This is a genomic window from Streptomyces sp. G5(2025) (assembly GCF_049542075.1).
Lineage (GTDB): Bacteria > Actinomycetota > Actinomycetes > Streptomycetales > Streptomycetaceae > Streptomyces.
In genome coordinates, this window is the sequence record NZ_JBMUZT010000002.1 from 60,159 (window position 1) to 85,364 (window position 25,206).

Below are 25,206 nucleotides of genomic sequence, written 5' to 3' on the forward strand. Positions count from 1 at the left end.
GAGAGGGTCAGAGGCGCATCAGCCAGATCCGCTCGGCGGCCGGGAACCCGGAGCCCTGCGCGAGGCGCACGCCGTGTCGGCGGATGCGCTGGATGATGCCCTTGCGTACCTGGATGCGATAGGCGCCCAGCGCCTCGCACTTGGTGAGCGCCGCCTCGTCGTCCACAGGCAGCAGCTCCGGGCGCAGTGCGCCGAGTCCCTGTTCGGCCAGGCGCACGCCGAGGTTCTTCGCGGTCTCCTCCGCGGAGGAGAACAGGGAGTAGGGCTGGTCCTCGTAGAAGGCCACCCGCGCCGTGCCGAGGCGGCCGGTCCGGACCAGTTCCAGCACCGCCTCCCGGCAGGCGACATGGTCGACGTGGCCGCCGACGCCGAGGGGCGCGTAGATCGGGCCGGCGCTGTCCAGCAGGGGGGCGAGCCGTTCGGTGAGGGCGTCGAAGAGCTGCGGTTCCTCCCGTGCGAACCCGTCGGACCAGGCCGGGTCGGTGAAGAACCGGTCCCGTCTGAGGTCGCGGTCGGCGGCGTCGACGAATCCCAGCAGCTCCACCCGGGCGCGCAGCACACGGGCGGCGACCTCCTCCTCGTCCAGGAGCAGGCGCTGGGTCAGCGCCGGGCGTTCGGTGTAGTACGGGTCCTTGGTCCACGTCTCGACGCTGAAGACGTCGAGGAACCGGGCGCCCTGCCGGGCCACCGTCCCGCCGAGGGCCAGCGCGGCGTCGTCCGGATGCGGGGATACGACCACCGCGGGTTCGGTGGCCGGAGGGCCCGGTGTGAGAGGGGGTGCCATGAGCAGCAGCCCGTGCCGGCGCCACAGGTCGATGGCCTCACGGTTTGCCGCGGGGAACCCGTCGAGGGGCCGACTGCCGTCGCAGTGGGACAGCAGGGCTGCGTCACGGTCCGACAGGTGGTCGTACCCCTCGACCTGACGCCCCATGAAACGGAGCTCACCATCGGCTGTTTCCACGTGCGGCAGGGCCGTCGGGCACCAAGTGTCAGGAATCTTCGTCATGTAACTCCGAGCCCGCGGTGACGAATGACAGACGCCATATGGACGGAGCATACAGATCGCCTCCAGGCGCGCCCAGAGCCCGATCCAAAGAGGCAGAAAATGTGGGGACGGCTGGCCGAAAGCGCCTTGCCCGTGTGGTCACCGTCTTCTCCGGCAACCACCGGGACGATAGCTTTCCGGTCATTCATTTCGCTTCGGAGATCACTTCCGGGGCCCCGCCCCGGACCGCGGCGACAGCCGGGGCCGCGCCGGCGCGGGCGCGGCGAAGTTCCCATGTCAGCACCTCTGTCTCCGGAGGCGCTGCGAGCGGCCGGCCCGGGCCCGGACGGCGGCCGGCATCAGGCCGTCGGTATGGCCGAACACGTGCGAAACGCAGGGAATAGGCCATGCCGACGGCCCGGTTTCGGAGACGCCATTGCGGCGGGAATCTTCTGCTGTAGCCTCGAAGTGCGATTTGACCTGTCGGGCGATTAGAGGACGAGGCAGGGAATGGAGACTCGCGTACTGCTTGTTCAGCAAGGAGTCTGGGGGAATTCCGCGGCCTCCATGCCGCTGGCGATCGGCTACCTCAAGGCATACGCCGAGGCGGACGACCGCATCCAACGCCGCATGGACATCTCCATCAGGAACTACCCGGGCGACGCCGGTCTGAACGCCATGGCCCGGGACCTGATACGGGACGGCTGTCCCGACATCCTCTGCTTCTCCGTCCTCGGCTGGAACTTCCGCGCCTTCGGCACCCTCGCGGAGACGTTCAAGCAGATGAACCCGCAGGGCTGGGTTATCTTCGGCGGCAACCACGTCGCCCACCAGGCCGAGCGGGTCTTCCGTAAGTTCCCCCAGGTCGACGTGGTGGTGAACGGTGAGGGGGAGCTGGTCTTCCGGGATCTGCTGAACGGCTATCTCGACGGCGCCCACCGCGGGGAGCTCCACGAGATCAGCGGCATCTCTTTCCGCGAGGCCGACGGGAACCTGGTCACCACCCCCGAACGTGAGCGCATTCAGGACCTCGAGATCCTGCCGTCCCCTATTCTGACCGGAGCGGTACCGCTGGTCGACGAAAAGGGCCGTTTCCGCTACGACTACGCGTTGATGGAGACGAATCGCGGATGTCCGTACAAGTGTGCCTTCTGTTATTGGGGTGGCGCCACCGGGCAGAAGATGCGGGCGTTCTCACGGGAACGGCTGCGTGCGGAACTTGAGGTGCTGGGACGGCACGGCGCGGAAATCCTGATGCTCGCCGACTCCAATTTCGGACTCCTGCGCGAGGACGAGGAATTCCTGGACGATCTGCTCCGGGTGCGCCGCAAATACGGGTTCCCGAAGAGACTCGAAACATCTTGGGCCAAGAACAAGTCTCCCGGTTTCTACCGCATCATGGAGAAGATGAAGCAGTCCGGGATGCACAGCGCCTTCATTCTCGCCCTGCAGACGATGGATGACTCCGTGCTGGATCTCATGCGTCGGCGGAACATGAAGCTGAACGACTGGGAAAGCCTCGTCGCCTGGCTGACCGACCACGGCATCACACCGTATCTGGAGCTGATCTGGGGGGCGCCGGGCGAGACGGTCACCTCGTTCCTGGACGGTTATGACCGGGCGGCACGGCACACGCCGTTCATCGCGGTCCACCCGCTGATGCTGCTGCCGAACACCGAATACCACGACAAGCGCGAACAGCACGGACTGGTGACCGTGCGCGGCGAGCAGGACGACTTCGACTACGTGCTCTCCCATAAGACGATGACGCTCGCTGACAACGAGCGCATGCTCCGCTTCATCTGCTGGAACCGGGTCCTGGCCCGGAGTCTGTTCCTGCACAACATCTGGGTCGCGCTGCGCGGGCTCGCCGGCGTCCCGCAGTCAGAGGTGCTCCTCAGCTTCTCCGACTGGATCGAGAAGAGCGAAGACCCCGAGGCCAGGGAGCTGCACGCGGTGGCCGGGCCGACGAACTCCGCCAGTGAACTCGTCGACCCCAACGTCTGGCGACTGCTCACCAAACGGCTGCTGCGGCAGTGGTGGGAGGAGGCCATGCGTCCCGCTCTGCCCGAGCACCTGCTGCCGGTCCTCGACGAGGTGTTCCGCTACGACCTGCTGTGCCAGCCGGTGCGCCAACTGCCCGACGGATCGGGTCCCGAGGAGGACCTCCCGGTCGTCACCAAGTACGGCGAAAGCTGGTATCTGCGCAGCGACACGGAATTCACCCACCCCGTGCCCCGGCTGATCGCCGCGCTGCGGCGCGGAGAGACCGTGAGCACGGAGCCGGAGCGGCACACCGCGGACTTCTACTACCGGACCGAATTCGGCGGTGACCTCCAGCACTACTTCCGCATGGACCGCTTCCGCGGGCTGACCGAGCAACAGCTCGACGAACAGTTCACCAAGGTTTGACCGAGATCCTTCACCACGGGAGACAAGTGACGATGGACCGCGCCGGGCTCATTCGGGAACTCCACGAGATCGCAGCGGGCATGACCAAGGGAGAGCACCGGCTGGCACCCCAGGAGGGCGATGCCAGCCTTGTGGACCAGTACGGGTTCAGCTCCCTCGACGCCCTGGAGTACCTGCTGATCCTCGAGGAGAAGTTCGATGTCGTCTTCGAGGACGAGGACCTGACGGAGGAGACGCTCTTCTCCATCGAGGGCCTCGCCACCTACATCCTCCAGCAGAGGGCCGGCGAGAGCCGCTCCCTGACGTGACGGCCACGACACCGGCGGCCGCGCGGCCGGGTGGAGCGCCCGGGGAGGTGGCGGTCAGCGTGGTCGTTCCGACCCGTGCCCGGACCACCCGACTCCTGCTCACCCTGACGGCCCTGGGACACCAGACCCTGGACCGTGAGCGGTTCGAGGTCGTCCTGGTCGACGACGCACCGGAGCGCGGTGCGGTGGAACAGGTGCTGTCCGTCCTTCCCGCGGGCCCGCCGGTCCGGCCGACGACCACGGGCGGGCGCGGGGTGGCCTGCGCGCGCAACACCGGGGCCCGGCTGGCGCGCGGGGAGCTCCTGCTCTTCCTCGACGACGACACCATGGCCACACCAGGGCTCCTGGAGGCGCATCTCGCGGCCCAGCGGGGGGCCGGTGCCTTGGTGGTGCACGGCGCCGTCACCGACCTGTCCGCGTTCGCGCTGACGCCCGAACCCCGGACCCTGCGCACGGCTCTGACCGGTGCCCGCGGCCGCACGATCGAGCCCGCCACCGTCGCCGACCTCGACTCCGCCGTCCCTCTGTTCGGGCCGCGCCGCTCGTTCATCGAGAGGACCGCCCGGCAGGTGACGCGGTCGTCCGAGTACGCCCCGCTGCGCTGGCTGAGCTGCATCGGCACCAGTACCAGCGTCCGGCGCACGGTGTTCGAAGGGGTCGGTGGCTTCGACGAGCACTACGAACAGCTGTGGGGCGGCGAGGACCTCGAACTGGGACTGCGGCTCGCCGCCGCGGGCGCCACCTTCGAACTGCTCGACGAGACCGCGTACCACCTGCCGACGGCCCGCCGGGACACCGGCGACCTCCTGCCGAGGTTCTGGCGGCGGGTCGCCGACCGGCACGGCGACGCGCGCCTCGCGGACGTCGGTCCCTTCCTCGCCGGCGGCTCTCCCTCGGCGAGCTGGCCGCGCGGTTCGGTCCCGCGGACCGTGCCCTGGCACCCGGAACGGCGGTGTCATGACGTACCCGAAGGCAGACGCGGTGATCGTGGGCGGTACGGCGCCGCGGTCGCTGGACGCTCTCCGCCCCCGGCGGGACCTGTCCGTCCTCGCCGCCCGGGAGTCCCTGCCCGCTGCCTTCGTCGACGTGCTGTCCACAGCGCTGGACCGCCTGCCCGCCGCCCTGCGCGGCGGTGTTCCGGTGGTCATGGCGGCCACGGACTACTGCGTGGCGGCCACCTCCCAGTACGTCGGCCGGTGCGTGGAGGCGGAGGCGGGGGGCCGCAGGCTGCGGCCGTCCGAGGCCATGACCCCGGAGCCGGCGCAGCTGCTCCAGGAGCTGGCGGAGGCCAGTGGCTGGAACGGGACGGGCCATGTGCTGATCAGCCCGCGCGCGGCCACCCTGCAGGCGGTGCGCTGGGCGTGGGGCGCCGTCTCCGCGGGGCTGCACGCGGCGATGATCGTGTGCGAGGTCGTACAGGCCGCGCACGGCGACGGCTACCGGGTCGCGGCCGTCCCGGTGACCGGCGCCGACGGCGCCCGCGCCCCCCAGGCCGGCGGATCGTCCGTGGTCGTCTCCGGCACCGGCCTGGTCACCGCCTTCGGTGACGGAGGGGCCGCGTTCTGGCAGGGCCTGCTGGACGGCCGACGGGAACTGTCCGAGCTGACCCGGTTCGACGCGTCCCGCTTCCGCAGCAGGACGGTGTGCCAGACACCTGTGCAGGCGCCGCCCGGGCGGCCGACACGCCGTGCGCTGCTCGACCGGGCGCGCGCGGAGGCGCTGCGGGAGGCAGGACTCGACGAGCTGCCGGGCCGGACCCTGCTGGTGTCGGCCGGGGTGGTCCCGCACCTCCCGCAGGTCGGCGACGCCCCCCGGATCGACGAGATCGCGGTGGAACCCGACTGGGACGGAGACGGATCGGGTGTCGCCCCGCCGGACGCGGTGCTGATGGCCCACGCCTGCGCGTCGGGCGCCTTCGGGCTGGCCATGGCACGCGAATGGCTGCTGTGCGGGCTGGCGGACACGGCCGTCGTCACCGGGGTGTCGTCCCTCAACACCTACGACTACGCCTGCCTCGACGTGCTGCGCGCGACGAGTACGACCGCCGCCCGCCCGTTCGACGAGGACCGCTCCGGCGTCACCGTGGGGGAGGGTGCCGGAGTGATCGTGCTGGAGACCGCCGAGCGCGCGGCGGCCCGCGGGCAGCCGCCCCTGGCGACGCTCAGCGGGATCTCCTGCCGGGTGGCGGGGCAGGGCATCAGCCGGCTGAACGCGCATATCGGCGCCGCGTGCATGCGCGACGCGCTGGCCATGGCCGGCCTCACCACCGTCGACTACGTCCACGGTCACGCTCCCGGCACCCGGCAGGGCGACGAGGCCGAACTGCTGGCGCTGGACCAGGTCGGCGCCGAGCACGACTGGCGGGGCATCCCGGTCAGTTCGTACAAAGGGGCGGCCGGCCATCTGCTGCACGCCTCGGTCTTCCCGGGTGTCGTGGCGGCGGTCCGGGCCCTGCGTCATCAGGTGCTTCCGGGAACCCCCGGGCTGCGCAAGCCCCTCGACGCGCGGCATGTGCGGGTGCTGCGCGATCCGGAGCCCTGTGACGGGATTCGTTCCGTGCTGGTGAACAACTTCGGGTTCGGCGGCAACAACGCCGCGTTCCTCCTGACGGGGGGCGCGGCCGGGCGCATGGAGTGGAGTACGGATGGCTGACGCGGTGCTGATGACACCACGGGAGATCCTCACCGGGTTCTCCAGTGTCAACAACCAGAACGTCCTGATCAACGACGAGGAGTACCTCCGCCTGGACCCTGCGATGCGCCTCTTCTACGAGAAGGTCCGGGAGAACCTGGGGGTGGCCTGTATCGCCGGTCACCTGAGGTCGTGCGGCTATTCGGTGCGGGCGTTGAACCTGCACGGGCGCAATCCCAGCGACGAGGTGATCACCGACCTGATCCGGCGTGAGCGGCCGAAGTTCGTCGGGATCAGCATCATGTACGACCTGCACATCGTCGACGCGGTGCGGTTGCTGCGCTGTGTCCGTGAGGCCGATCCGTCGGTGTTCGTGGCGATCGGCGGTGCGTTTTGCACCTACAACGCCAAGCTCATCGCCGAACGGATCCCGGAGGCGGACTGTGTGGCCTTCGGCGAGGGTGAACTGACGGTGGAAGGCCTGATGGAGTGTCTGGCGGCGGGGCGCGACTGGCGCGGTGTGCCCGGCCTGTGGTTCTGGCAGGAGGGCCGGGTCCGCAGCAGCGGCTCGCCCAAACTCCCCGACCTCAGCCACGAGCCCTGGCCGGCCCGGGACCTGCTCGTGCACCATCGCAAGAACGGCATCCCCACTCCGGTGGCGTCGACCTACACGAGCCGCGGCTGCCACGCCAAGTGCACCTTCTGCTACGTGCCCCGGGCGCCGGGTGTCGTGGCAGGCAACGCCTGGCGGGTCCGCTCGCCTGTCGACGTCGTGGACGAGATCGAGTACCTGCAACGGGAGTTCGGCACCCGCTTCCTGTGGTTCAACGACGACAACTTCGGCGGCGCCTTCCAGGACGGCTACCACCACGCCGTCGGCTTCGCCGAGGAGATCCTCCGCCGCGACCTGGACATCTCCTTCCACTGCGAGTTCCGCGTCGACACCGGCCTCGTCGACCGGGAGGCCCTGCACACCCTGCGCCGGGCCGGTATGGCCTCCGCACTGCTCGGCATGGAGACCGGGGCCCCGGCGATGGCCAAGCGGTTCCGCAAGGGAACCATGGTGGAGTACAACTTCGACGCCGCCCGCCTGTTCAAGAAGGAGGGCATCGAGCTCGAACCCGGCTGGATCATGGTCGAACCGGGCACGACCCTCGACGAGCTCTGGGAGAACCTGAAGTTCATCGTGGCCGCCGACATCGCCGTGAGCGAGAACCCGTTCTCCTTCATCAGCCGCGCCATCGCACTGCGCGGCACGGAGATGTACGACAAAATCGCCGACCCGACTCCTCCGGAACTCCCGGGCGTCGAGGGGCCGGCCAGGGACGTCCTGCTGGAGGCCCGCCGGGAGTACCGCATTCCGGACCCGCGGGTCGAGGACGTTTGGGCGGGCTGGAGCAAGGTGAGCGCGGAGGTCGCCGACCGCAAGGAGGAGCTGCCCTTCGTCGCCCAGATCATCGTCGATGCCACCAGGGCGCGCAGGGCTCGGGGGAGCAGGGGCTGCGCCCGCTGCTGAGCCGGCTGCGCGGGTGGGCCGACGGCCTGCCGGACCTGCTGGTGGCCTTCCTCAACGTCGGGCTGCTCCTCGCGGACGAGAACCCGCCGCGGCTCGCCGAGCGGCTCGAGGCTGAACTGCACACGCTGGTCGACGCCTATGACCGCAGGGTCCTGGGTGAGCCCTACCAGGTGTTCGTCGAAGAGACCAAGAGGCTGTGCGGAGAGCAGGCCATGGCCGGCTGACCCGACCGGTTTCGGGACGCGCACGTGAAGACGAGAGAGGAGACCGGTCATGGCGGATGTGGTCCTGCTGACCCCCCGGGAGATCCCCACCGGCGCCGCGAGCCTGAACAACCAGAACGTCCTGATCAACGACGAGGAGTACCTGTCCCTGGACCCGGCGATGCGGCTGTTCTACAAGCGGGTCCGGGAGAACCTGGGGGTGGCCTGTATCGCCGGTCACCTGAGGTCGTGCGGCTATTCGGTGCGGGCGTTGAACCTGCACGGGCGCAATCCCAGCGACGAGGCCATCATCGACCTGATCCGGCGTGAGCGGCCGAAGTTCGTCGGGATCAGCATCATGTACGACCTGCACATCGTCGACGCGGTGCGGTTGCTGCGCTGTGTCCGTGAGGCCGATCCGTCGGTGTTCGTGGCGATCGGCGGTGCGTTTTGCACGTACAACGCCAAGCTCATCGCCGAACGGATCCCGGAGGCGGACTGTGTGGCCTTCGGCGAGGGTGAACTGACGGTGGAAGGCCTGATGGAGTGTCTGGCGGCGGGGCGCGACTGGCGCGGTGTGCCCGGCCTGTGGTTCTGGCAGGAGGGCCGGGTCCGCAGCAGCGGCTCGCCCAAACTCCCCGACCTCAGCCACGAGCCCTGGCCGGCCCGGGACCTGCTCGTGCACCACCGCAAGAACGGCATCCCCACACCGCGCGCGTCCACGTACACCAGCCGCGGCTGCCACGCCAAGTGCACCTTCTGCTACGCGCCGCGGCAGCCCGGAGTGGTGGACGGGCCCTGGCGGGTACGGCCGGTGGAGGACGCGGTCGACGAGATCGAGTACCTGCAACGGGAGTTCGGCACCCGCTTCCTGTGGTTCAACGACGACAACTTCGGCGGCGCCTTCCAGGACGGCTACCACCACGCCGTCGGCTTCGCCGAGGAGATCCTCCGCCGCGACCTGAAGATCACCTTCCACTGCGAGTTCCGCGTCGACACCGGCCTCATCGACCGGGAGGCCCTGCGCACCCTGCGCAGGGCGGGCATGGACCTGGCCCTCCTTGGCATGGAGACCGGGTCGCCCGGCATGATGAAGCGGTTCCGCAAGGGGACCACCGTCGAGTACAACTTCGACGCCGCCCGCCTGTTCAAGCAGGAGGGCATCGAGCTCGAACCCGGCTGGATCATGATCGAACCGGGCACGACCCTCGACGAGCTCTGGGAGAACCTGAAGTTCATCGTGGCCGCCCGGGTGCACGAGAGCGAGAACCCGTTCTTCCTGATCAACCGGGCCATCGCACTACGCGGAACCGAGATCTACGACAAGGCCACGCGGTACGAGGAGCCCGACATCCCCGGAGTGGAGGGCGCCGCCTGGGAGGTGCTGCGGCACGCCCGCCGCGACTACCGCGTCGAGGACGAGCGGGTGGAACACCTGTGGACGGCCTGGAGCCGGGTCTCCTCGGAGATCAACGACCGCAAGGAGAACGAGGTCCCGTTCCTCGCGCAGAGCATCGCGGACGCCGTCCGGGCCCGACGCGGCACCGGCGTCGAATCCCTGCGCCCCCTGCTGGGCCGGCTGCGCCACTGGGACCAGGGGCTCGCCGGGCTGCTGATCGCCTTCCTCAACGCGGGGCTGCTGCTCGCGGACGAGAACCCACCCGGACTCGCCGACCGGCTGGAGACCGAACTGCGCGCCATGATCACCGCGTACGACCGCGAACACCTCGGCCACGCCTTCCCGGACTTCGTCGTCGAGACGGCGAAGGCGTGCGGCGAGCACGCCCTCGCCCAGGTGAGGGGGTGAGGCGATGACCAGCGAGCGGATCCGGTTCGCGGCCGTGGGCTGCGGCAGGGTGTTCCAGCGCTACCACCTGCCCTGCGCCGACGAACGGGACGCCATGGAACTGGTGGGTCTGGTCGACGCCGACGTCGAACGGGCCCGGTCGCTGACGGCGGACCGCCCTCAGGTGTGGACCGGCACCTCCGTCGACCGCCTCATCCACGAGACGCGGCCGGACCTGATCAGTGTCTGCACGCCCAACGACGCCCACGCCGAGCCGGTGCTGGCGGCGCTGGACGCCGGCATCGCGGTGCTGTGCGAAAAGCCCCTCGCCGCCACGGTGGAGGAGGCGCGGCGGATGGCGGCCCATCCGGCGGCCGAGAAGCTACTGGGGGTGAACATGCCCTTCCGTTTCCATCCGCTGCTGGAGGCGTTCGCCGACGCGGCACGGCCCGGCGCGCAGCGCGTCGACTTCTCCTTCGCCACCCCCGGCAACAGGGTGTGGCGGGCCTGCACACCGTGGTACGGCGACGCACGACGGGCCGGCGGCGGCGCGCTCCTGGACCTCGGGCCGCACGCCATCGACCTGCTCATGACGGTCTTCGGGCCGCCGGACGTGGAGGCCTGCGAGGTGGATGCGCCGGGCGTGGAGGAGCGGGTCCGGCTGGACCTGTCGTTCCAGGGCGTGCCAGCGACGCTGCGCATCGACCGGGCCGCACGCAGACTGGAGACCTCGGTGAGCGTCACCACCGCGGACGGTGACCACATCCTGGATCTGCGCCGTAACGAACTGCGCCGGGCGGACGGCGCGGTCGAATCGGCCGGACATGGGCCCGAACTAGCCGCGATTTCAGCCTACTTCGACCTGGTGACGGGGGCTCCCGCCCCGCGTCCGAAGGTGACCGCCCAGGACGCCCTGGAGGTCCAGCTCGTCGTGGAGTCGGCCTACCGGCGCGCCAAGACCGCGGCGGCGCCCCTGCCGCAGGGCAGGTGACGGACGGTCATCGGAGGAAGCGGGCCACTTCGGCGCAGAAACGCTCCGGTTCGGTGCGATGCACGTAGTGGCCCGCGTCGATGGCCAGCAGCCGTCCCCGGGGCACCGTCTCGGCGACCTCGGCCAGCAGGGAGCGAGGGACCGGGCTGGACAGTCCGCCGCTGATCACCAGCGTCTCGGCGGTGACGTCGGCGAGCCGCCGCCACCACACGGGGTCCGCTCTCCGGAGGTCGTCGATGACGGGGCGTACCGCGGCGCTGTCCAGCTCCCCGGCCCGGCGCAGCTCGCGGAACTCCTGGTACAGCGAGATGACGTGCGCCTGTCCGTCGGCCTGCCCGGACCGCGCGAGCAGCTCCGCCGCCGCGTCCCGTGGCGGCGGAGGCGTGTCCTCGATCACCAGCCTGCGGACCCGTGCGGGATGACGCTGGGCGATGAGCCAGGCCACGTGACCCCCCATGGAGTGGCCCACCAGGTCCACCTCGTCCAGGCGGTGACGATCCAGCAGGGACAGCACGTCCTGGTACATCAGCTCGAACGTGTATGCGTCCGCCCGGGGGCTGCGCCCGTGTCCGCGAAGGTCCGGTACGAACAACCGGCGTCCCCGGGGCAGCAGCGCGGAGACGAGCCGGTCCCAGCTCCGTCCGGTGTTCCCCAGCGCGTGGAGCAGAACCGCCGGTCTCCCCGCCGGATCACCGGTGACCCGGCAGTTCAGCGTCAACGGTGCCTTGCTCGTCCCACCCCGGCCCGGCGTCTGATCCACGTCACGCAGCACCCCGCGATGCTATCCGCCGCGGGCCGTGACAGACAGAGGCCAGGAGCGGGGGCCCGGCCGACCGATCCGTCCTTCCGTCTTTCCCTCTTTCCCTCTTTCTGTCTTTCTGTCTTTCTGTCCTTCAGGAGCGTGAACTGGTCACGAGGTAGTCCACGATGGCCGTGACCGTCTGCTGGTGCCAGACCAGGTTGGCCGGCAGCTTGCGCTCCAGGAGCCGTTCCAGGCGGCGGCGGATGACGATCGCCATCACGGAGTCCAGGCCGGTCTTCAACAGCGACCGGTCGGGGTCGAGTTCGGCCGGATCCAGCTTCATCTCGCTGACGATGACGGAGACCGTCTGCTCGTACAGCAGAGCCCTCAGCGCCTCCTCCGACAGCCCCTCGGACGGCCGGGCCCCGGCCGAGGTCCCCTCCCCCGCCTGCCCTCCCGGGTCCTCGTCGGCGAGGTCGCGCAGCAGACCCGTACGGCGGCCCCCGTCCGGGAGCGGCACGGTGCGCAGCACCGCGAGGGACGCGGCGCCGGTCCGGCCGGCGAGGTCCCAGGCGGCGAAGGCCTCGGGTGCCGTGATCGCGCCGACACCGTGCGCCCGGAGCTCGGCGTCCACCGCGGCGTTGGCCGCCATGCCCATGCCCCGCCAGGACGTCCACGCCAGGCTCATGCTGCCGACGGCACCGAGGGTGTGGTCGTACCCGGCCATGGCGTCGAGGAAGGCGTTGGCCGACGCGTAGGCGGCCTGGCCGGTGAGGCCCAGGTACTGTCCGCACGACGAGAAGTGGACCAGGAAGTCCAGGGTGCCCGGCGGGAACAGCCGGTGCAGGGTCAGGGCACCGCCGGCCTTCGGCCGCATCACCGCCGCCAGGGCGTCGGCGTCGAGCCGGTCGACCAGCTGGTCGTGCAGCACGCCGGCCGCGTGCACCACCCCACGGACCGGGGGCATGCCCAGCGCGTCCGGGGTCAGGGCGGCGGCCGCCGCCTCGGCGTCGGACAGGTCCAGGGACAGCACCCGTACGGTCGCCCCGAGGGCCTCCAGCCTGCGGACGGTCGCGACGCGGCGCGCCTGGACCTCGTCGGTGACGGCGTCCCACTCGGAACGGGGCGGCAGGGCACCGCGTCCGGCGAGCACGAGGCGGCGTGCGCCCCGCTCCACCAGCCACCGGGCGATCTCCCCGCCCAGGCTGCCCAGACCGCCCGTGACGAGATACGTGCCGTCCTGCCGGCACCGCAGCGGGGCGCGGTCCGCACCCGCGCCCACGGAGCGGACCAGCCGGTTCGCCCAGGCCCCGCCCGCACGGACGGCGACGACGTCCTCGCCCGGGTCCGCAGCGACCACGCGCAGCGCGACGACCAGGTCGTCCCTGGTGGGCCGTGGGCCGAGATCGACCGTGCCGCCCCACAGTCCGGGGTGCTCGCCCCCGACGACCCGGCCGAGACCCCACCGGGCCGCCTGAGCCACCGCCTCCAGCCGGTCCGCCTCGCGGACACCGCTGGTCAGTGACCAGAGCCGCGCCGTACCGGGCGGCCACGCGCCCAGCCGCCGCGCCGCCGACGCGAGCTGCCACGCCTCGCGCACGGCACGGTCCGCGGCCTCGGTCTCCCCGGCCGGACGGTCCGTCAGGGGCAGCAGGAGGACGTCCACGGGACCGGGGACCTGCCCGCGCAGGCCGTCGAGACCATCCGGATCCTCCGCCGCCAGGCACGGGATCCCGCGCTCGTCGGCCGTGGCCCGCAGTGCCGCCGTCAGCTCCCCCTCCGCGCCGACCAGAACCAGAGACCGGTGCGGGCGGGGGGCGTCGGAGCCGTCGAGGGGGAGGGACTTCCAGTCCGTCCGGAACAGCAGTTCCCCGGGCGGGGCCGAACGCCCCTCGACCTCACCGTCCGCGTACCGGACCCCGGCCAGCACGGCCACGGTCCGTTCGCCCTCCGCCGTGATCCGCACACCCACCGCGCCCCTGCCGTCGGCGTACGCCTCAAGGCGGGCGCGGGACGGGGGCTCGCCCGTGGTCCACACGCGGCCGACGCCGGCCACCACCCGTAGCGCGGCGGGTCCGGGGAAGGAGACGGCCGCCATGGACAGCGCGGCGTCGAACAGTGGGGCCCATGTCGCCGGGGTGGACGCCGGCTCGTCGGCCGCGACGATGTCCGCGCGCAGCCCGTCCGGGATCCGCTCCAGACGGTCCACGCGCCAGGGGAAGGCCATGGTCGGCACGCCGACCGAGGCGAGGTCGGTGGCGATCCGGTCGGGAGGGAGCGCCGTCCCCGGCCCGGCCGCGGCCGGCGGAAGAGGTGGTGGCGAGCCGTCGCCGGACACGGACGCCACCGCGTGGGTCAGCGACGACCGCTCGTCCCCGTCCGGCCCGTCCGCGACCGGATCGCCGGGACCCGGCTCCTTCGGGTGGGCGGTCCGGGACAGCAGGCGGATCACGCCGCCTTGCGCGATCACGTCGACGTCCTGGGCCGTGGACAGGGTCAGCGGCAGCTCGAACGACACGTCGGAGAGACCGCCCGTCCCCCGGCTCCCCCCGGCCGCGTCCAGGAAGGTCTGGAGGACGACCGCCGCCGGGACGATCTCCACGCCGTGGATGGTGTGGCTGCCCGGATACGGCCGGGACTCCAGGTCGACGCGGGTGCGCCAGAGGTCCAGCGGCGAGGTCCCGGCCAGCGTGGTACGCGGTCCCAGCAGGGTGCGGCTCGCCGGGTCATGCCGCCCCCGGTCGGCCCGGTGGACCGGCAGGTCGCGCCAGTACCGCTGGCGCCGCCAGCTGCGGACCGGCAGCGACAGGGGCCGCGCGCCCGGGGCGCAGGGCCAGTCGAGGGAGACGCCGTGGCAGTACAACAGCCCCGCGTTCAGCAGCAGGTGCTCCCGCTCCCCGGTGTCGCGGCGCAGGGAGGCGGCGAGACAGTGCCGGTCGGCCCCGACGGTGTCCAGCGTCTCCTGCACGGAGTGCCGGACCACCGGATGGGCCGACACCTCCAGGAACGTGCGGAGCCCGTCCTCGGCCGCCGCGGCCACGGCGCCGGACAGCCGTACCGGGCTGCGCAGATTGGTCGCCCAGTAGGCGCCGTCGCGGACGGCCGCGTCGCGGGGGTCGTCCAGCGCGGTGCTGTAGACGGGGATGCGGGGGGTGTGCACGGTGAGGTCGTCCGCGGCCTCGGCGAGCTCCTTCATCAGGGGCTCCATCTGCGGACTGTGGAAGGCCACGTCAGTGTCGACGCGGCGCACCAGCAGGGACGGGTCCGCGCCCAGCTCCCGGGCGAGGGCGTCGATCTCCGCGACCGCGCCGGCCACCACGGTCGTGGTGGGCGAGGCGAGGACCGCCGGCGCCACGCCGGTTGTACCGCCGAGCCGTGCCGCGGCCTCGTCGGCGGGCAGGCCGATCATCAGCATGCCGCCCGCGCCGGCCACCCGCCGGAGCAGGACACTGCGCCGGCACACCAGCCGGGCGCCATCCTCCAGCGACAGGATCCCCGCCGTCGCGGCGGCCGCGATCTCCCCCATGGAATGGCCGATGACGGCCGCGGGCCGGACCCCGAGCGACCGCCAGACGGCGACCAGGCCCATCTGCACCGCGTAGATCATCGTCTGGGCCACGTCCACGCGGGTGACGTCGCCGACCTCGATCAGATCCCGGGCCGTCGTGCCGAACTCCTCGGCGAAGACCGGCCCGATCCTGTCGATCACCTCGGCGAAGACAGCGTCCTTGGCCAGCAGTTCGCGGCCCATGCCCGGCCACTGGGCACCGGTCCCGGAGAAGACCCACACCACCTTGTCCAGGCCCTCGTCCGTCACCGTGCCGTCGACGACGCCGGGCGCCGCTTCACCGGCGGCGAAGCGGCGCAGCCTGCCCTCCAGCTCCGCGCGGTCGGCGGCGACGACGGCGACCCGGCGGTCCAGGTGGCTGCGCCGGGATCCCAGGTGCTGCGCGAGGGCGGCGAGCGGAACGCCCGCGCCCGGCCCGTCCAGCCAGTCGGCGAGCCGGGCGGCGTCCTCTCGGACGGCCGCCCCGGACCGGCCGGAGAGCGGGAACAGACGGGGCGGCGCCGGGACGGCCTCGGACGCGGCGGACGGCTCGCGCCGTGCGGGCACCTCCCGCTCGGCCGGCGATGCGCCCTCCAGGACCGTCCGCGCCTCCTCGGGGACCGCCGGTGCCTCCACCGGAACCGTCGTTGCCTCCTGCGAGGTTGCCGGTGCCTCCTCCAGGACGACGTGGGCGATGGTGCCGCCGTAGCCGAAGCTGGAGACACCCGCCCGGCGGGCACGCTCCCCACGGCGCCACGGGGTGCGCTCCTGCGTCACCCGCAGCCGTGACTTCGCCCAGGGAATGCGCGGGTTGGGGGTGGAGAAGTGCACGCTGGGCGGGATCTCCTCATGGACGAGCGCGAGGATCGTCTTGATCATCCCGGCGATCCCCGAGCCGGCCTCCAGGTGCCCGATGTTGCCCTTCACCGAGCCGATGAGGCACGGGCTGTCCGCCGGCCGGCCCGTGCCGAAGACCGCGGCGAGCGCACCGGCCTCCAGCGGGTCGCCCGCGACGGTTCCGGTGCCGTGGGCCTCCACGTAGTCGACGGTCTCCGGGGCGATGCCGCACTGCGCGTACGTCCTGCGCAGCAGGTCCGCCTGCGCCTCGCCGTTGGGCGCCATGATGCCGGCGGTCCTGCCGTCCTGGCTCACCCCGCTGCCACGGATCACCGCCAGGATCCGGTCCCCCGCCCGCTCGGCGTCCGTCAGGCGCTTCAGGACGAGGACGCCCGCCCCCTCGCCCCGGCCGTAGCCGTCCGCCGAGGCGTCGAACGGTTTGCTGTGGCCGTCCGGCGAGGTGGCTCCCGCACGGGCCAGGGTGACCGAGAGGCCGGGCGCGACCATGAGGTTCACGCCCGCGGCCAGCGCCACGTCGGACTCCCCGGAGAGCAGGCTCCGGCACGCCAGGTGGACTCCGACCAGGGAGGCGGAGCACGCGGTGTCCACGGCGAGGCTGGGGCCGCGCAGGTCGAGGCTGTGGGAGATGCGGTTGGCAGTGGCGCACAGGGCCGCGCCGATACCGGTCCAGGGCTCGATACGGGCGAGGTCCTCCAGCAGCCGGCGCCCGTAGTCGTCCGAACCGACGCCCACGAAGACTCCGCAGTCGGTGCCGCCCAGACCGAGGGGCGGGAGCCCCGCGTGTTCCAGGGCCTCCCACGCGAGTTCCAGCAGCAGCCGTTGCTGGGGGTCCATCAGCTCGGCCTCGCGCGGCGCGATCCCGAAGAACTCCGCGTCGAAACCGGCGATGTCGGCGAGGAAGCCGCCACGGGTCGGGGTCTCCCGTACGACGGCCGCGTGCTCGTGCCCGGTGTCCGCGTACGGAGCCCAGCGCTCCGCTCCGTCGCCGATGCCGTCCCGGCCCTGGACGAGGAGGTCCCAGAAGGCGTCGGGAGAGTCGGCGTCACCGGGGAACCGGCAGCTCAGCCCGACGACCGCGATGGGCTCCCCGGGCCCGCCGGTCTGCCCCCGCGGGGCCACCGGGCTCGTCACACCGGGCTCCCCTCAGCGCCCGTGGCGCGCCAGGCGGGAGGTTCCAGCACCGTTACCACCGCCGCGGTGATCATGAGTCCGGGGCCGGCGCTCAGCAGCAGAAGGTGGTCCCCGACGTTCACCTGCCCGTCCTCGACGAGGTGGTTGAGCTGCAACCCGACATCGGCGGCGCCCGCGTGGCCGACGTCGCGGAAGAAGTCGACCGCACCCAGCGACGCGTCCAGGCCCATCGGCCGCAGATGGCTGTCCAGGAAGTCCGTGGTGCCCGCACCGAGATGGAGCACCTTCGACAGGTCCGCGACAGTGATCCCCGCCTCGCCCGTCACCTGCTCGACCAGCTTGGCGCCGCTCGCACCGTACTCCTGGACGATCTCGGACGCCTTCGGGCCCAGTTCCTCGACCATCGCCTCCAGGTGCTCGTTCATGTCGAGTGCGCGCCCGGTGGTGACCGCCGGAGGGAAGATCGGCACGTGCCCGCGGTTGAGGATCTCGAACTGGGGCAGCGACACCGACTCGACGGAGCGTAGCGCGGCCCAGCCGGACCGCTTCGACAGGACGACCGCCGTGGCCGCGTCGGCGAGCACCGTGTCACGGTGGGCGTACCACCGGTCGACCGAGGGGGCGCCGAAGTTGTCCGCGCTGCTCACCACGGCGCCGGTGCGGGACGGCGCGCACAGCAGGTACTGGGTGGCCATCTCCAGGGCGGCGAGGAACGCGTTGCACCCCTGCTCCACCGTCAGCGCCGGGACAGGGGAGCCGAGGGTGGAGCGCAGGATGTAGTGCGGTGCCGACCAGCCGTCGGGGCCCTGGTGGTACGCACAGGAGTGGACGAGGATGTCGATGTCCTCAGGGCCGAGACCCGAGCGGTCCACCGCCTGCCGGACGGCCGCCACCGCCATGTCCGGCGCGGAGGTGCCGTCGGCCACGGCGATGTTCCGCCACCCGCAGGACTCCATCCGCTCACGGTCGTACGCGCCGCGCCGGACCGCTTCCTCCACGCTCACCCTGGGCGGAATGAACGCCCCGGTCCCTGCCAGGAAGATGTTCTCTGTTCTCACTCTCACATGTCCTCACTGACCGGTCCGGGGCCTGATGACCTTCCCGGTCTCGGTGGTCGGCAGTTCCGTCCTGGAGGCGAAGATGTGGGGGACCCACGAGGGCGACAGCCGCTCCCGGCAGAAGCGCTCCAGCTTGTCGAGGTCGACCGTGTCGGGCGTCACGGTCGCGCTGATGCGCTGTCCCAGGGCAGGGTCGTCCACACCGGACACCAGACAGGTGGCGACATCCGGGAAGGCGAGCAGGACGGCTTCGATCTCCTCGGGGCTGACCTTGGCGCCCGCGACGTTGAGGCTGGTGGACAGGCGCCCGGCGAGGACGAGGTCCCGTCCTTCCCAGCGGGCCAGGTCGCCGGTGGTGAACCCGTCCCGCAGCGGGGTCGCGTCGACGGCCCCGCCCTCGGCGTACCCGAGCATCATCGACGGCGACCTGACGGTCACCAGCCCCGTCACGGCGTCGCCGGCGCCGTCCCCGGCTCCCGGGACCGGGGAGAGCTGGACCCGCACTCCGGGCAGGGGGGCGCCGGGCCCAGAGACACCGGCCTGCCACGGAGCCGGGCGGCTCACACAGATCGGCCCGGTCTCCGTGGTGCCGTAGACCTGGCCGACGTGTCCGCCGAGCCGGGTCGCGACCAGTTCGGCGGTGTGCGCGTCCAGCGCCATGCCCGCGGAGAGGAAACCGATCGCGGGGCCGTCGTGCGGGCGGGTGCGGGCGGCCTTGGCGAGCAGCCGCAGCATGGGGGGCACACCGACGAACAACGTCACGTCCCCGGCGGCGAGTTCGCGCAGCAGCAGGCGCGGCTTGTCCGGCGTCGTACAGCGCACGGGCGCGCCCGCCAGGGCAGCGGCGACGGCGCACAGGCCGAAGCCGTACGCGTGCTGGAGGGGTACGGGGCAGAGCAACCGGCTCTTCGGCCCCAGCGCCAGAGCCGTACGGTAGTGCTCCGCCTCGGCCAGCAGAGCGGCGGCGGAGCGCAGCGCGACCCGGGGGTATCCGGTGGTGCCCGACGTGATCTGCGCCGTCGCCGCCTCCTCGAAGGCGGGCCGGCGGGCTCCTTCCCGGCCGACGCTCAGGATCCTTTGCCCCTCGCCCGCGGCTGTGGCCGGGAAGGCCGACGACGAGCTCGGGGCCGAGAGGAAGTCGAGCGGACAGCGTTCCTGGATCCGCTGGAGCTCCCACGGCGTCAGCCGGCGCGGGAGCGGCACCGCGACCGCGCCGGTGGTGATGATCGCGAACACGTCGCCGATGAACTCGGCCGCGGGCCAGGCGACGGTTCCCACCAGGGTGCCCGGCCCGACGCCGGCCTCCCGCAGGGTACGGGCCCTGGCATCGACGCGCTCGGCCAACTGCGCCGCGCTGGTGGTCCCGGAGTCGTCGCTTACCAGCGGCGCGCCCCCGGCACGGGCGCCCTGGGCGCGCAGCAGGGAGAGCAGCTCCGCACGCGCGGCGGTCATCCGAGACCGGTCAGCGCTCGCCGCAGCGCCCCGACTGCCTTGTCGAGGACGTCCCCGGTGTGCGCGGTGCTCAGGAACCACGGCTCCAGCGCGTTGGGATGGAAGTAGACGCCCTCCCGCTGGGCGAGGGTCTGGAAGCGGCGGTGCCGGGAGAAGTCGACGGCCTCGGCGAGGTCGCGCAGGGTGTCGCTCTTCTCCAGCGGTTTCCTGAGCAGGGTCACGCCCATCAGGGTGCCGACCCGGTTGATATGCACGGGCCGCTTCTCCACGGCGAAGACCTCGCGCACGGCGTCCTCCACGCCGGCGCCGATGGCCTCCAGCTCCTCGTAAAGGCCGGACTGCGCGCGGATCTTGGTCAGTACGGTGACGACCGCACGCAGGGCCGCGTGGTTTCCGGCGTAGACGCCTGCGTGGTGCGCCTCGTTCGTGGCGAGCATCCGCATCGCGGCCTTCCGCCCGCCGAAGGCGGCGACCGGGAACCCCCCGCCCATGACCTTGGACAGGATCGTGAGGTCGGGCTCGACGCCGTACAGCTCCTGCGCCCCTCCTCGGGCGACCCGGAAACCGGTGATCACCTCGTCGAAGATCAGCATCGCGCCGCTGCGCGCCGTGAGGTCGCGCAACAGCTGGAGGAAGCCGGGTACCGGGGCGATCACGCCGGCGTTGACCAGAACCGGCTCCAGGATGACGGCCGCGATTTGGTCACCGTCCCGCGCGAAGAGCTCCTCGACGGCCTCGGCGTCGTTCCACGGCAGCTGCGCGGTGTGGGCGAGGGCCTCGGGGATCATTCCGAGCGCGCCCGCGACGACGTCCGTCGGCCGGGTGCCCTGTATCTGGAGCGTGGTCTTGCCCGCGCGCAGGACCGTCTCGCTCCAGCCGTGGTAGTGGCCTTCGAAGGTGACCACCAGGGAGCGGCCCGTGGTGGCGCGCGCCAGCCGCAGCGCGGAGGCGACCGCCTCCGTGCCGGAGTTGGCGAACCTGACCTGTTCCACGCCCGGCACCAGTTCGGCCACCAGGGATCCGGCCTCGGCGTCCAATTCGTGCGGCAGGCCGGTCATGTGGCCCTTGGTGAACTGGTCGGCCAGGGCGTCGGCCACGTCGCGGTCGGCGTAACCGAAGAGATTCGGACCGTAGCCCATGTTGAAGTCCACGATCTCGCGGTCCTCGACATCGCGGATCAGGCAGCCTTCCGCACGCCGCACGACCAGTGGCACGGGGACGGCCGCCGCACGCATGCTGCTGCTGACACCACCGGCGATGACCTCTTTGATGCCCTCCAGACAATCAGCGTTCGTCCGACGTTCGGCGTCCATGGCACCCACTGAAATCCTCCAGCTTCGTCGGCCTGATCCGGCATCACAGAATGCCCCAGGGATTTCGGGCCCGTCAGCGGTCGTTACCGGAATGGCCGGATCGCGGGGGTGATCGGCCTGTCTTGGATGGCAGTATCGGACGGGCTGATCGGCGCGCGTCGCGGAGGGGGAATGTGATGTCGTCTCGGGCCGTCGCCGTGGTCACGGGGGCGGGATCGGGCCTCGGGGCCGCCATCGCCGTACGGCTGGCCGCCACCCACGACCTGGTGCTGACCCATCTGACCCGCGACACCGGGCTCGCCGACACCGCTGACCAGGCGTCAGCGGCCGGCGCGGACGTCGTCGCCACCGTGGTCGGGGACCTCGCACGCGAGGAGACCGTGGACCGTCTCGGACAGGCCATGGACTCCTGCGGGCCGCGACTGGACGTCCTGGTCTGCAACGCCGGGGCGTACACGTACACCCCCTGGCAGGACACCACGTGGGACGACGTGCGCTCGGCCGTGGACGTCAATCTCCTGGCGCACATCGCCTGCGTCCGTGCCGCCACACCCCATTTGGTGGCGCGCGGAACCGGCCGGATCGTGGCCGTTTCCACGGTGCTCACGCGGATCGGGCGGGTGGAACTCGCCCCGTACATCGCGGCAAAAGGGGGCCTGGAGGCATTCGTTCGCGCGTTGGCCCGCGAACTCGGCCCGCACGGCATTACCGTGAATTCCGTCAGACCGGGGCCGATCGAACTGAGTACCGGGCAGAGGTCCCACCCGGATTACCCTTCCTGGCGGCAACGGGAATTCGCCCGGCAATGCATCAAACGGCATGGACACCCCGAGGACGTGGCCGCGGCCGTTGTGTTTCTGACTTCTCCCGGAGCCGGTTTCATCACGGGCCAGAGTCTGACCGTCGACGGCGGTTGGGATCTCCACTGACCTGCCCGCGCAGGCCGATCCAAGGAACCATGACGCGAATGGCGCACGAACAGGAACAGACCTCCACCACCCGGGTACTGCTGGTGCGGCACGCCCAGTCACATGCCAGCGTGAAGAAGCTGATCGCCGGGTCCCGCACCTGTCCCGGTCTCACGGAGCAGGGGCGGGAACAGGCCGCCCGGCTCTCGGCACGGCTGGCGGCCGAACCCCCGCGGCCGCACGCGCTGCTGACCAGCCCGGTGCGCAGAGCCCGCGAGACCGCCGAAATCCTGGCGAGCGGGCTGGAGCTCGGGGCACCGGTCGTCGAGACGGAGGCGCGGGAACTCGACTTCGGGGCGGCGGACGGTCTCTCCATCGACGAATACCAGCGTGTGCACGGGGCGTTCGACATGACCGCCCATCCTGATCGTCCGTTCGCCCCCGACGGTGAGACCTGGAACCGGTTCCGGGCCCGAGCCGGCCGTGTCGTCGACGACCTGGTCTCTCGCCACCTGGGCGGAACGGTCCTCGTGGTGTGCCACTCCGGGTTCATCGTCGCAGTGATGTCCGCGCTGCTGGACGTCGTCCCGCCCGTGCTGTTCACGGACGCGACGCCCGCCGCGACATCGATCAACGAGTTCGTCCACGACGGCTCACGGTGGCGCCTGCTCCGGTTCGACGACGCGCGGCACCTCGACACGTATGAGGACGGTGGCACCTCTACGGGGCCATACGAAGGCAGTGGCACCGCGACGGTGCCGTAGGAGGGCAGGGGCACCTCGACGTGACCGGATGACGGAAACGGCACCTCGTCTCGGCCGTACGAGGACAGCCGGTCCGTCCGGACGTTCCGGCCTACGGCCGCCCCGGGAGCGGACGGCGGCGCCCCGGTCCGCCGACGGGCGGGCCGGATGCACTGCGCCGCCCGGAGCGAGGCCCGGTTACAGGCGAAGATCCTGCGGAGCTGGCAGCGGAAGAAGGCGCTGGGCCGTCCCATGAGGGAACGCAAGCGCGGCCCGCAGTTCTCCAGCCGCCGCAGGGACAACTCGCTCTCCTCGACCGCCGCGAGCACCGCGCCGCAACGGTGCGAGGGCTCGGGCGGGTGGTCCTCGGTGTCGCGCATATCGGAGGAGAGGGAGCGCGCGCGTACGGCTCGTGCGCAGGAGGCGGACGCACGAGTCCACGGCCGGGCCGACCACGGCGGTGCGGTCGGTCAGCTGCCTCAAGAGATGTGATCGGTCGGCATCGGGGACGAGCAACATACCAAAGGCGTCCGGCAGATCGTCGAGGACGAGGGTGCTCGGGTCGAGCACGCGGTAGGCAGGCCGAGCCTGGACGGCAGGCAGCGAACCCGCTCGTGGGCCCGGCCCCGGGCGGCCAGTTCGTCGGCGTGGCCCGCGGCGCTCGCGGCGGAGAGCCCGTCACCCGTCTCGGGGGGCGCGGACTCGATGCGCCAGGGTGCCGCGGCCGTCGATGACGCGCGCGGTGGCCGGTCGGGCGGCGAGCGTGGTCGGTCCAGTGCTCTTCGGTGGCGTCGAGCAGGCCCGCGCGGCCCTCGGGCCGAGGTCCGCGCTCGGCCCAGTCGGGCACGACCTCGCAAGGGAACACCGCTCATGAAGCTCAGCGTCGTCGGCCCCTCCCTGGCCCTCTGACCGGGTTCGCTACTCGGCCTTCTGTTTTCTCACTTGCCGTCAACTGCACTGCGTCGCAGCGAGGTTACGGGGTACGTGGGAGGAGCTGCGGCCACCGGGGCCGGGCGATGAGGAGGGGTGAACACGTGCGTGCGAGCAAGGTTACGGGCGTCATCGGGATCATGGGGCTCTCGGCCGTTCTGCTGGCCGGGTGCGGGGACGGCGACGGGGGCGGCTCCGACAAGCCGTTCGCCAAGGACAGCGCCGACCAGATCGCGGCCAAGGCGGTGGCGGCCACCAAGAAGGCGGACTCGATGCGCCTCAAGGGCGACATGCGGCAGGCCGGCGGGAAGTCGGTGAGCGTGGACCTCGCGGTCGACCAGGAGAAGAACTGCGAGGGGACTGTCGATGCCGAGGGCGCCAAGGCCGAGCTGCGGCACACGAACGCCGCGCTGTATGTGCGCGGCAACGAGCAGTACTGGAAGAACTCCCTGAAGAACCAGCCTGGTTCGGACAAGGTGTTGTCCAAGGTCGTCGACAAGTGGGTCAAGACGCCCGCCGACGACGCCGCGACGACCGGCCTGTGCGACAAGCAGGGTCTGATCGCCTCCATGGACGAGGACAAGTCGACCCGCAAAGGCATGAAGAAGGGCGACACCACGTCCATCGACGGAAAGGAGGCCATCACGCTGACGAAGAAGGCCTCCGGGGGCGAGATCCACACGATGTACGTGGCCACGGAGGGCAAGCCGTACATCCTGCGCACCACCGTGAAGGGTGGCGACAAGCCCAACGAGGCGACGTTCACCGATTACGACAAGCCCGTGAGCCCGAAGGCTCCGGACAAGGGCGACACGGTCGACCTCAAGGAACTCGCCGCCTCGGGCGGCTGACCGGGGCCACCGGGCCACGGCGCCCGGGCATTCGCTGACCTGGCCGGGGTGGAGCTGGCGTTGTTGGTGACACAGACGACCGGCGGTTCACGCGTCCGTCATGTGCGGATGCCGGAGGCCGGGGTGAGGACGCCCTCCGACCGCAGGCGGGTCAGGAGGTGCTCGCGCTGGGCGGGGTCGAGGGGCGGGGTGAGGCCCTTCGGGCGGAAGCGATCGCGGGACAGGAGACCGGCGAGGAACGGGGCCATGGTTGCCGGGACGGTGAGACCGCGAGCGCCGAGGGTGAGGACCAGGCGGTCTCCGCGGATCTCGGCTCCCACCTCGGGCGGTACGCCGTGCCGGGCCCGCCATGCGGTCAGCGCGAGCAGCCGGTCGGCGTCGCCGGGGCCGGCCGTGAGGGCCTTACCGAGGTCCTCCCCCGCGTACCAGCGGCGCCTGGACAGCACCACGTCGCCGGCGGCGAACCGCGGGTAGCCGTGCGTGGCGCGCGGGTCGGCGCCCGCGAGCCGGTGACGGGCGCCGACCACGTCGTTGACCAGCCGGGCGCCGCTGAGCAGCCAGGTCGCGATGCGCAGCGGGGCTGGGTACAGCTCAGGGAACCCGGCACCCAGGGTGACGACCCGCAGCTCGCGGCCGTCAGGACAGTCCGCGGTTGACGTGTCGGCGTCCATGTCGTCTGCCCGCGCCGCCGCCAGTTCGGCCAGTATCTCCGGCAGCGCCGGGTCGCCGATCGCGGTGACGGGGAAGACGGGCGGCTTCGCGCCCCCGGCGTGCGGCAGGGGGCGCACCCCCGCTCCCGGGTAATCCACTGCGGCAGCTCTGTCCGGGACGCACTCCGCAC

The 25,206-nt window shown here is 71.6% G+C and carries 17 protein-coding genes and 2 pseudogenes; 11 read left to right on the plus strand and 8 right to left on the minus strand.

The features are described from left to right. Positions 1-7: 7 nt before the first annotated feature. Positions 8-931, minus strand: a complete 924-nt coding sequence (locus tag ACOBQB_RS00660; RefSeq protein WP_423587932.1) for a PIG-L deacetylase family protein — start codon at positions 929-931, stop codon at positions 8-10. A 564-nt stretch (positions 932-1,495) separates the two neighbouring features. Here ACOBQB_RS00660 and ACOBQB_RS00665 point away from each other — a divergent pair. The 8 genes and pseudogenes from ACOBQB_RS00665 (at position 1,496) to ACOBQB_RS00700 (ending at position 10,832) form a co-directional block, all read left to right on the plus strand. Continuing rightward, positions 1,496-3,397 carry a KedN5 family methylcobalamin-dependent radical SAM C-methyltransferase gene (locus ACOBQB_RS00665; protein WP_423587933.1) on the plus strand — a complete coding sequence of 634 codons (1,902 nt, stop codon included), beginning with the start codon at positions 1,496-1,498 and terminating at the stop codon, positions 3,395-3,397. 80 nt (positions 3,398-3,477) lie between these two features. Next, on the plus strand, positions 3,478-3,705 hold the full coding sequence (locus tag ACOBQB_RS00670) for an acyl carrier protein (RefSeq protein WP_423587934.1): 228 nt from the start codon (positions 3,478-3,480) through the stop codon (positions 3,703-3,705). A gap of 59 nt (positions 3,706-3,764) precedes the next feature. After that, a pseudogene (locus ACOBQB_RS00675) lies at positions 3,765-4,454 on the plus strand (glycosyltransferase family 2 protein); the annotation flags it as partial. 208 nt (positions 4,455-4,662) lie between these two features. Next, positions 4,663-6,357: a beta-ketoacyl synthase N-terminal-like domain-containing protein gene (locus ACOBQB_RS00680; RefSeq protein ID WP_423587935.1), complete on the plus strand. Its 1,695-nt coding sequence runs from the start codon at positions 4,663-4,665 to the stop codon at positions 6,355-6,357. Beyond that, positions 6,350-7,852, plus strand: coding sequence for a B12-binding domain-containing radical SAM protein (locus ACOBQB_RS00685; protein WP_423587936.1), 1,503 nt, complete (start codon positions 6,350-6,352; stop codon positions 7,850-7,852). Before ACOBQB_RS00680 ends, ACOBQB_RS00685 begins: the two co-directional genes overlap by 8 nt. 41 nt (positions 7,853-7,893) lie before the next feature. Continuing rightward, positions 7,894-8,076, plus strand: a complete 183-nt coding sequence (locus ACOBQB_RS00690) for a hypothetical protein (protein ID WP_423587937.1) — start codon at positions 7,894-7,896, stop codon at positions 8,074-8,076. A 49-nt stretch (positions 8,077-8,125) separates the two neighbouring features. Further along, entirely contained in the window at positions 8,126-9,862 is a 1,737-nt protein-coding gene (locus ACOBQB_RS00695; RefSeq protein ID WP_423587938.1) for a B12-binding domain-containing radical SAM protein, read from the plus strand. Between the two features lie 4 nt (positions 9,863-9,866). After that, the gene (locus tag ACOBQB_RS00700; protein WP_423587939.1) at positions 9,867-10,832 is read left to right on the plus strand and encodes a Gfo/Idh/MocA family protein; all 966 of its coding nucleotides are present in this window, start codon (positions 9,867-9,869) and stop codon (positions 10,830-10,832) included. Between the two features lie 7 nt (positions 10,833-10,839). Here the strand turns inward: ACOBQB_RS00700 and ACOBQB_RS00705 are convergent, their stop codons facing one another. The 5 genes from ACOBQB_RS00705 to ACOBQB_RS00725 form a co-directional block, all read right to left on the minus strand. Next, positions 10,840-11,604 (minus strand): alpha/beta fold hydrolase, encoded by a 765-nt coding sequence (locus ACOBQB_RS00705; protein WP_423587940.1) that lies wholly within the window; start codon positions 11,602-11,604, stop codon positions 10,840-10,842. A gap of 121 nt (positions 11,605-11,725) precedes the next feature. Continuing rightward, on the minus strand, positions 11,726-17,110 hold the full coding sequence (locus ACOBQB_RS00710) for a beta-ketoacyl synthase N-terminal-like domain-containing protein (protein ID WP_423587941.1): 5,385 nt from the start codon (positions 17,108-17,110) through the stop codon (positions 11,726-11,728). Then, positions 17,107-18,168: a ketoacyl-ACP synthase III family protein gene (locus ACOBQB_RS00715; RefSeq protein ID WP_423587942.1), complete on the minus strand. Its 1,062-nt coding sequence runs from the start codon at positions 18,166-18,168 to the stop codon at positions 17,107-17,109. The genes ACOBQB_RS00710 and ACOBQB_RS00715 overlap by 4 nt, the downstream gene beginning before the upstream one ends. 12 nt (positions 18,169-18,180) lie before the next feature. Next, positions 18,181-19,620 (minus strand): class I adenylate-forming enzyme family protein, encoded by a 1,440-nt coding sequence (locus ACOBQB_RS00720; RefSeq protein WP_423587943.1) that lies wholly within the window; start codon positions 19,618-19,620, stop codon positions 18,181-18,183. After that, on the minus strand, positions 19,617-20,933 hold the full coding sequence (locus ACOBQB_RS00725) for an aspartate aminotransferase family protein (RefSeq protein WP_423587944.1): 1,317 nt from the start codon (positions 20,931-20,933) through the stop codon (positions 19,617-19,619). Before ACOBQB_RS00725 ends, ACOBQB_RS00720 begins: the two co-directional genes overlap by 4 nt. Before the next feature lie 176 nt (positions 20,934-21,109). Here ACOBQB_RS00725 and ACOBQB_RS00730 point away from each other — a divergent pair, with 176 nt between their 5' ends. Together ACOBQB_RS00730 and ACOBQB_RS00735 are read left to right on the plus strand one after the other, a co-directional pair. Further along, the gene (locus ACOBQB_RS00730) at positions 21,110-21,862 is read left to right on the plus strand and encodes an SDR family NAD(P)-dependent oxidoreductase (RefSeq protein WP_423590303.1); all 753 of its coding nucleotides are present in this window, start codon (positions 21,110-21,112) and stop codon (positions 21,860-21,862) included. A gap of 38 nt (positions 21,863-21,900) precedes the next feature. Continuing rightward, complete coding sequence (locus tag ACOBQB_RS00735; protein WP_423587945.1) at positions 21,901-22,605, plus strand: histidine phosphatase family protein; 705 nt, start codon at positions 21,901-21,903, stop codon at positions 22,603-22,605. A gap of 329 nt (positions 22,606-22,934) precedes the next feature. Here ACOBQB_RS00735 and ACOBQB_RS00740 read toward each other — a convergent pair. After that, a pseudogene (locus ACOBQB_RS00740) lies at positions 22,935-23,264 on the minus strand (PucR family transcriptional regulator); the annotation flags it as partial. A 354-nt stretch (positions 23,265-23,618) separates the two neighbouring features. Between ACOBQB_RS00740 and ACOBQB_RS00745 the strand changes: the two are divergent. Further along, positions 23,619-24,365 carry a hypothetical protein gene (locus ACOBQB_RS00745; RefSeq protein ID WP_423587946.1) on the plus strand — a complete coding sequence of 249 codons (747 nt, stop codon included), beginning with the start codon at positions 23,619-23,621 and terminating at the stop codon, positions 24,363-24,365. A 98-nt stretch (positions 24,366-24,463) separates the two neighbouring features. Here ACOBQB_RS00745 and ACOBQB_RS00750 read toward each other — a convergent pair whose 3' ends face one another. Then, the gene (locus ACOBQB_RS00750; RefSeq protein ID WP_423587947.1) at positions 24,464-25,153 is read right to left on the minus strand and encodes a hypothetical protein; all 690 of its coding nucleotides are present in this window, start codon (positions 25,151-25,153) and stop codon (positions 24,464-24,466) included. Between the last annotated feature and the right edge of the window lie 53 nt (positions 25,154-25,206).

What these genes read in the sequence shown, in the direction of transcription:
- ACOBQB_RS00670 (WP_423587934.1), top strand. Translation starts at nt 3,478, where the DNA reads ATGACCAAGGGAGAGCACCGGCTGGCACCCCAGGAGGGCGATGCCAGC.
- ACOBQB_RS00720 (WP_423587943.1), bottom strand. Translation starts at nt 19,620, where the DNA reads ATGACCGCCGCGCGTGCGGAGCTGCTCTCCCTGCTGCGCGCCCAGGGC.
- ACOBQB_RS00735 (WP_423587945.1), top strand. Translation starts at nt 21,901, where the DNA reads ATGGCGCACGAACAGGAACAGACCTCCACCACCCGGGTACTGCTGGTG.
- ACOBQB_RS00665 (WP_423587933.1), top strand. Translation starts at nt 1,496, where the DNA reads ATGGAGACTCGCGTACTGCTTGTTCAGCAAGGAGTCTGGGGGAATTCC.
- ACOBQB_RS00725 (WP_423587944.1), bottom strand. Translation starts at nt 20,933, where the DNA reads ATGGACGCCGAACGTCGGACGAACGCTGATTGTCTGGAGGGCATCAAA.
- ACOBQB_RS00700 (WP_423587939.1), top strand. Translation starts at nt 9,867, where the DNA reads ATGACCAGCGAGCGGATCCGGTTCGCGGCCGTGGGCTGCGGCAGGGTG.
- ACOBQB_RS00685 (WP_423587936.1), top strand. Translation starts at nt 6,350, where the DNA reads ATGGCTGACGCGGTGCTGATGACACCACGGGAGATCCTCACCGGGTTC.
- ACOBQB_RS00660 (WP_423587932.1), bottom strand. Translation starts at nt 931, where the DNA reads ATGGGGCGTCAGGTCGAGGGGTACGACCACCTGTCGGACCGTGACGCA.
- ACOBQB_RS00680 (WP_423587935.1), top strand. Translation starts at nt 4,663, where the DNA reads ATGACGTACCCGAAGGCAGACGCGGTGATCGTGGGCGGTACGGCGCCG.
- ACOBQB_RS00730 (WP_423590303.1), top strand. Translation starts at nt 21,110, where the DNA reads ATGTCGTCTCGGGCCGTCGCCGTGGTCACGGGGGCGGGATCGGGCCTC.
- ACOBQB_RS00695 (WP_423587938.1), top strand. Translation starts at nt 8,126, where the DNA reads ATGGCGGATGTGGTCCTGCTGACCCCCCGGGAGATCCCCACCGGCGCC.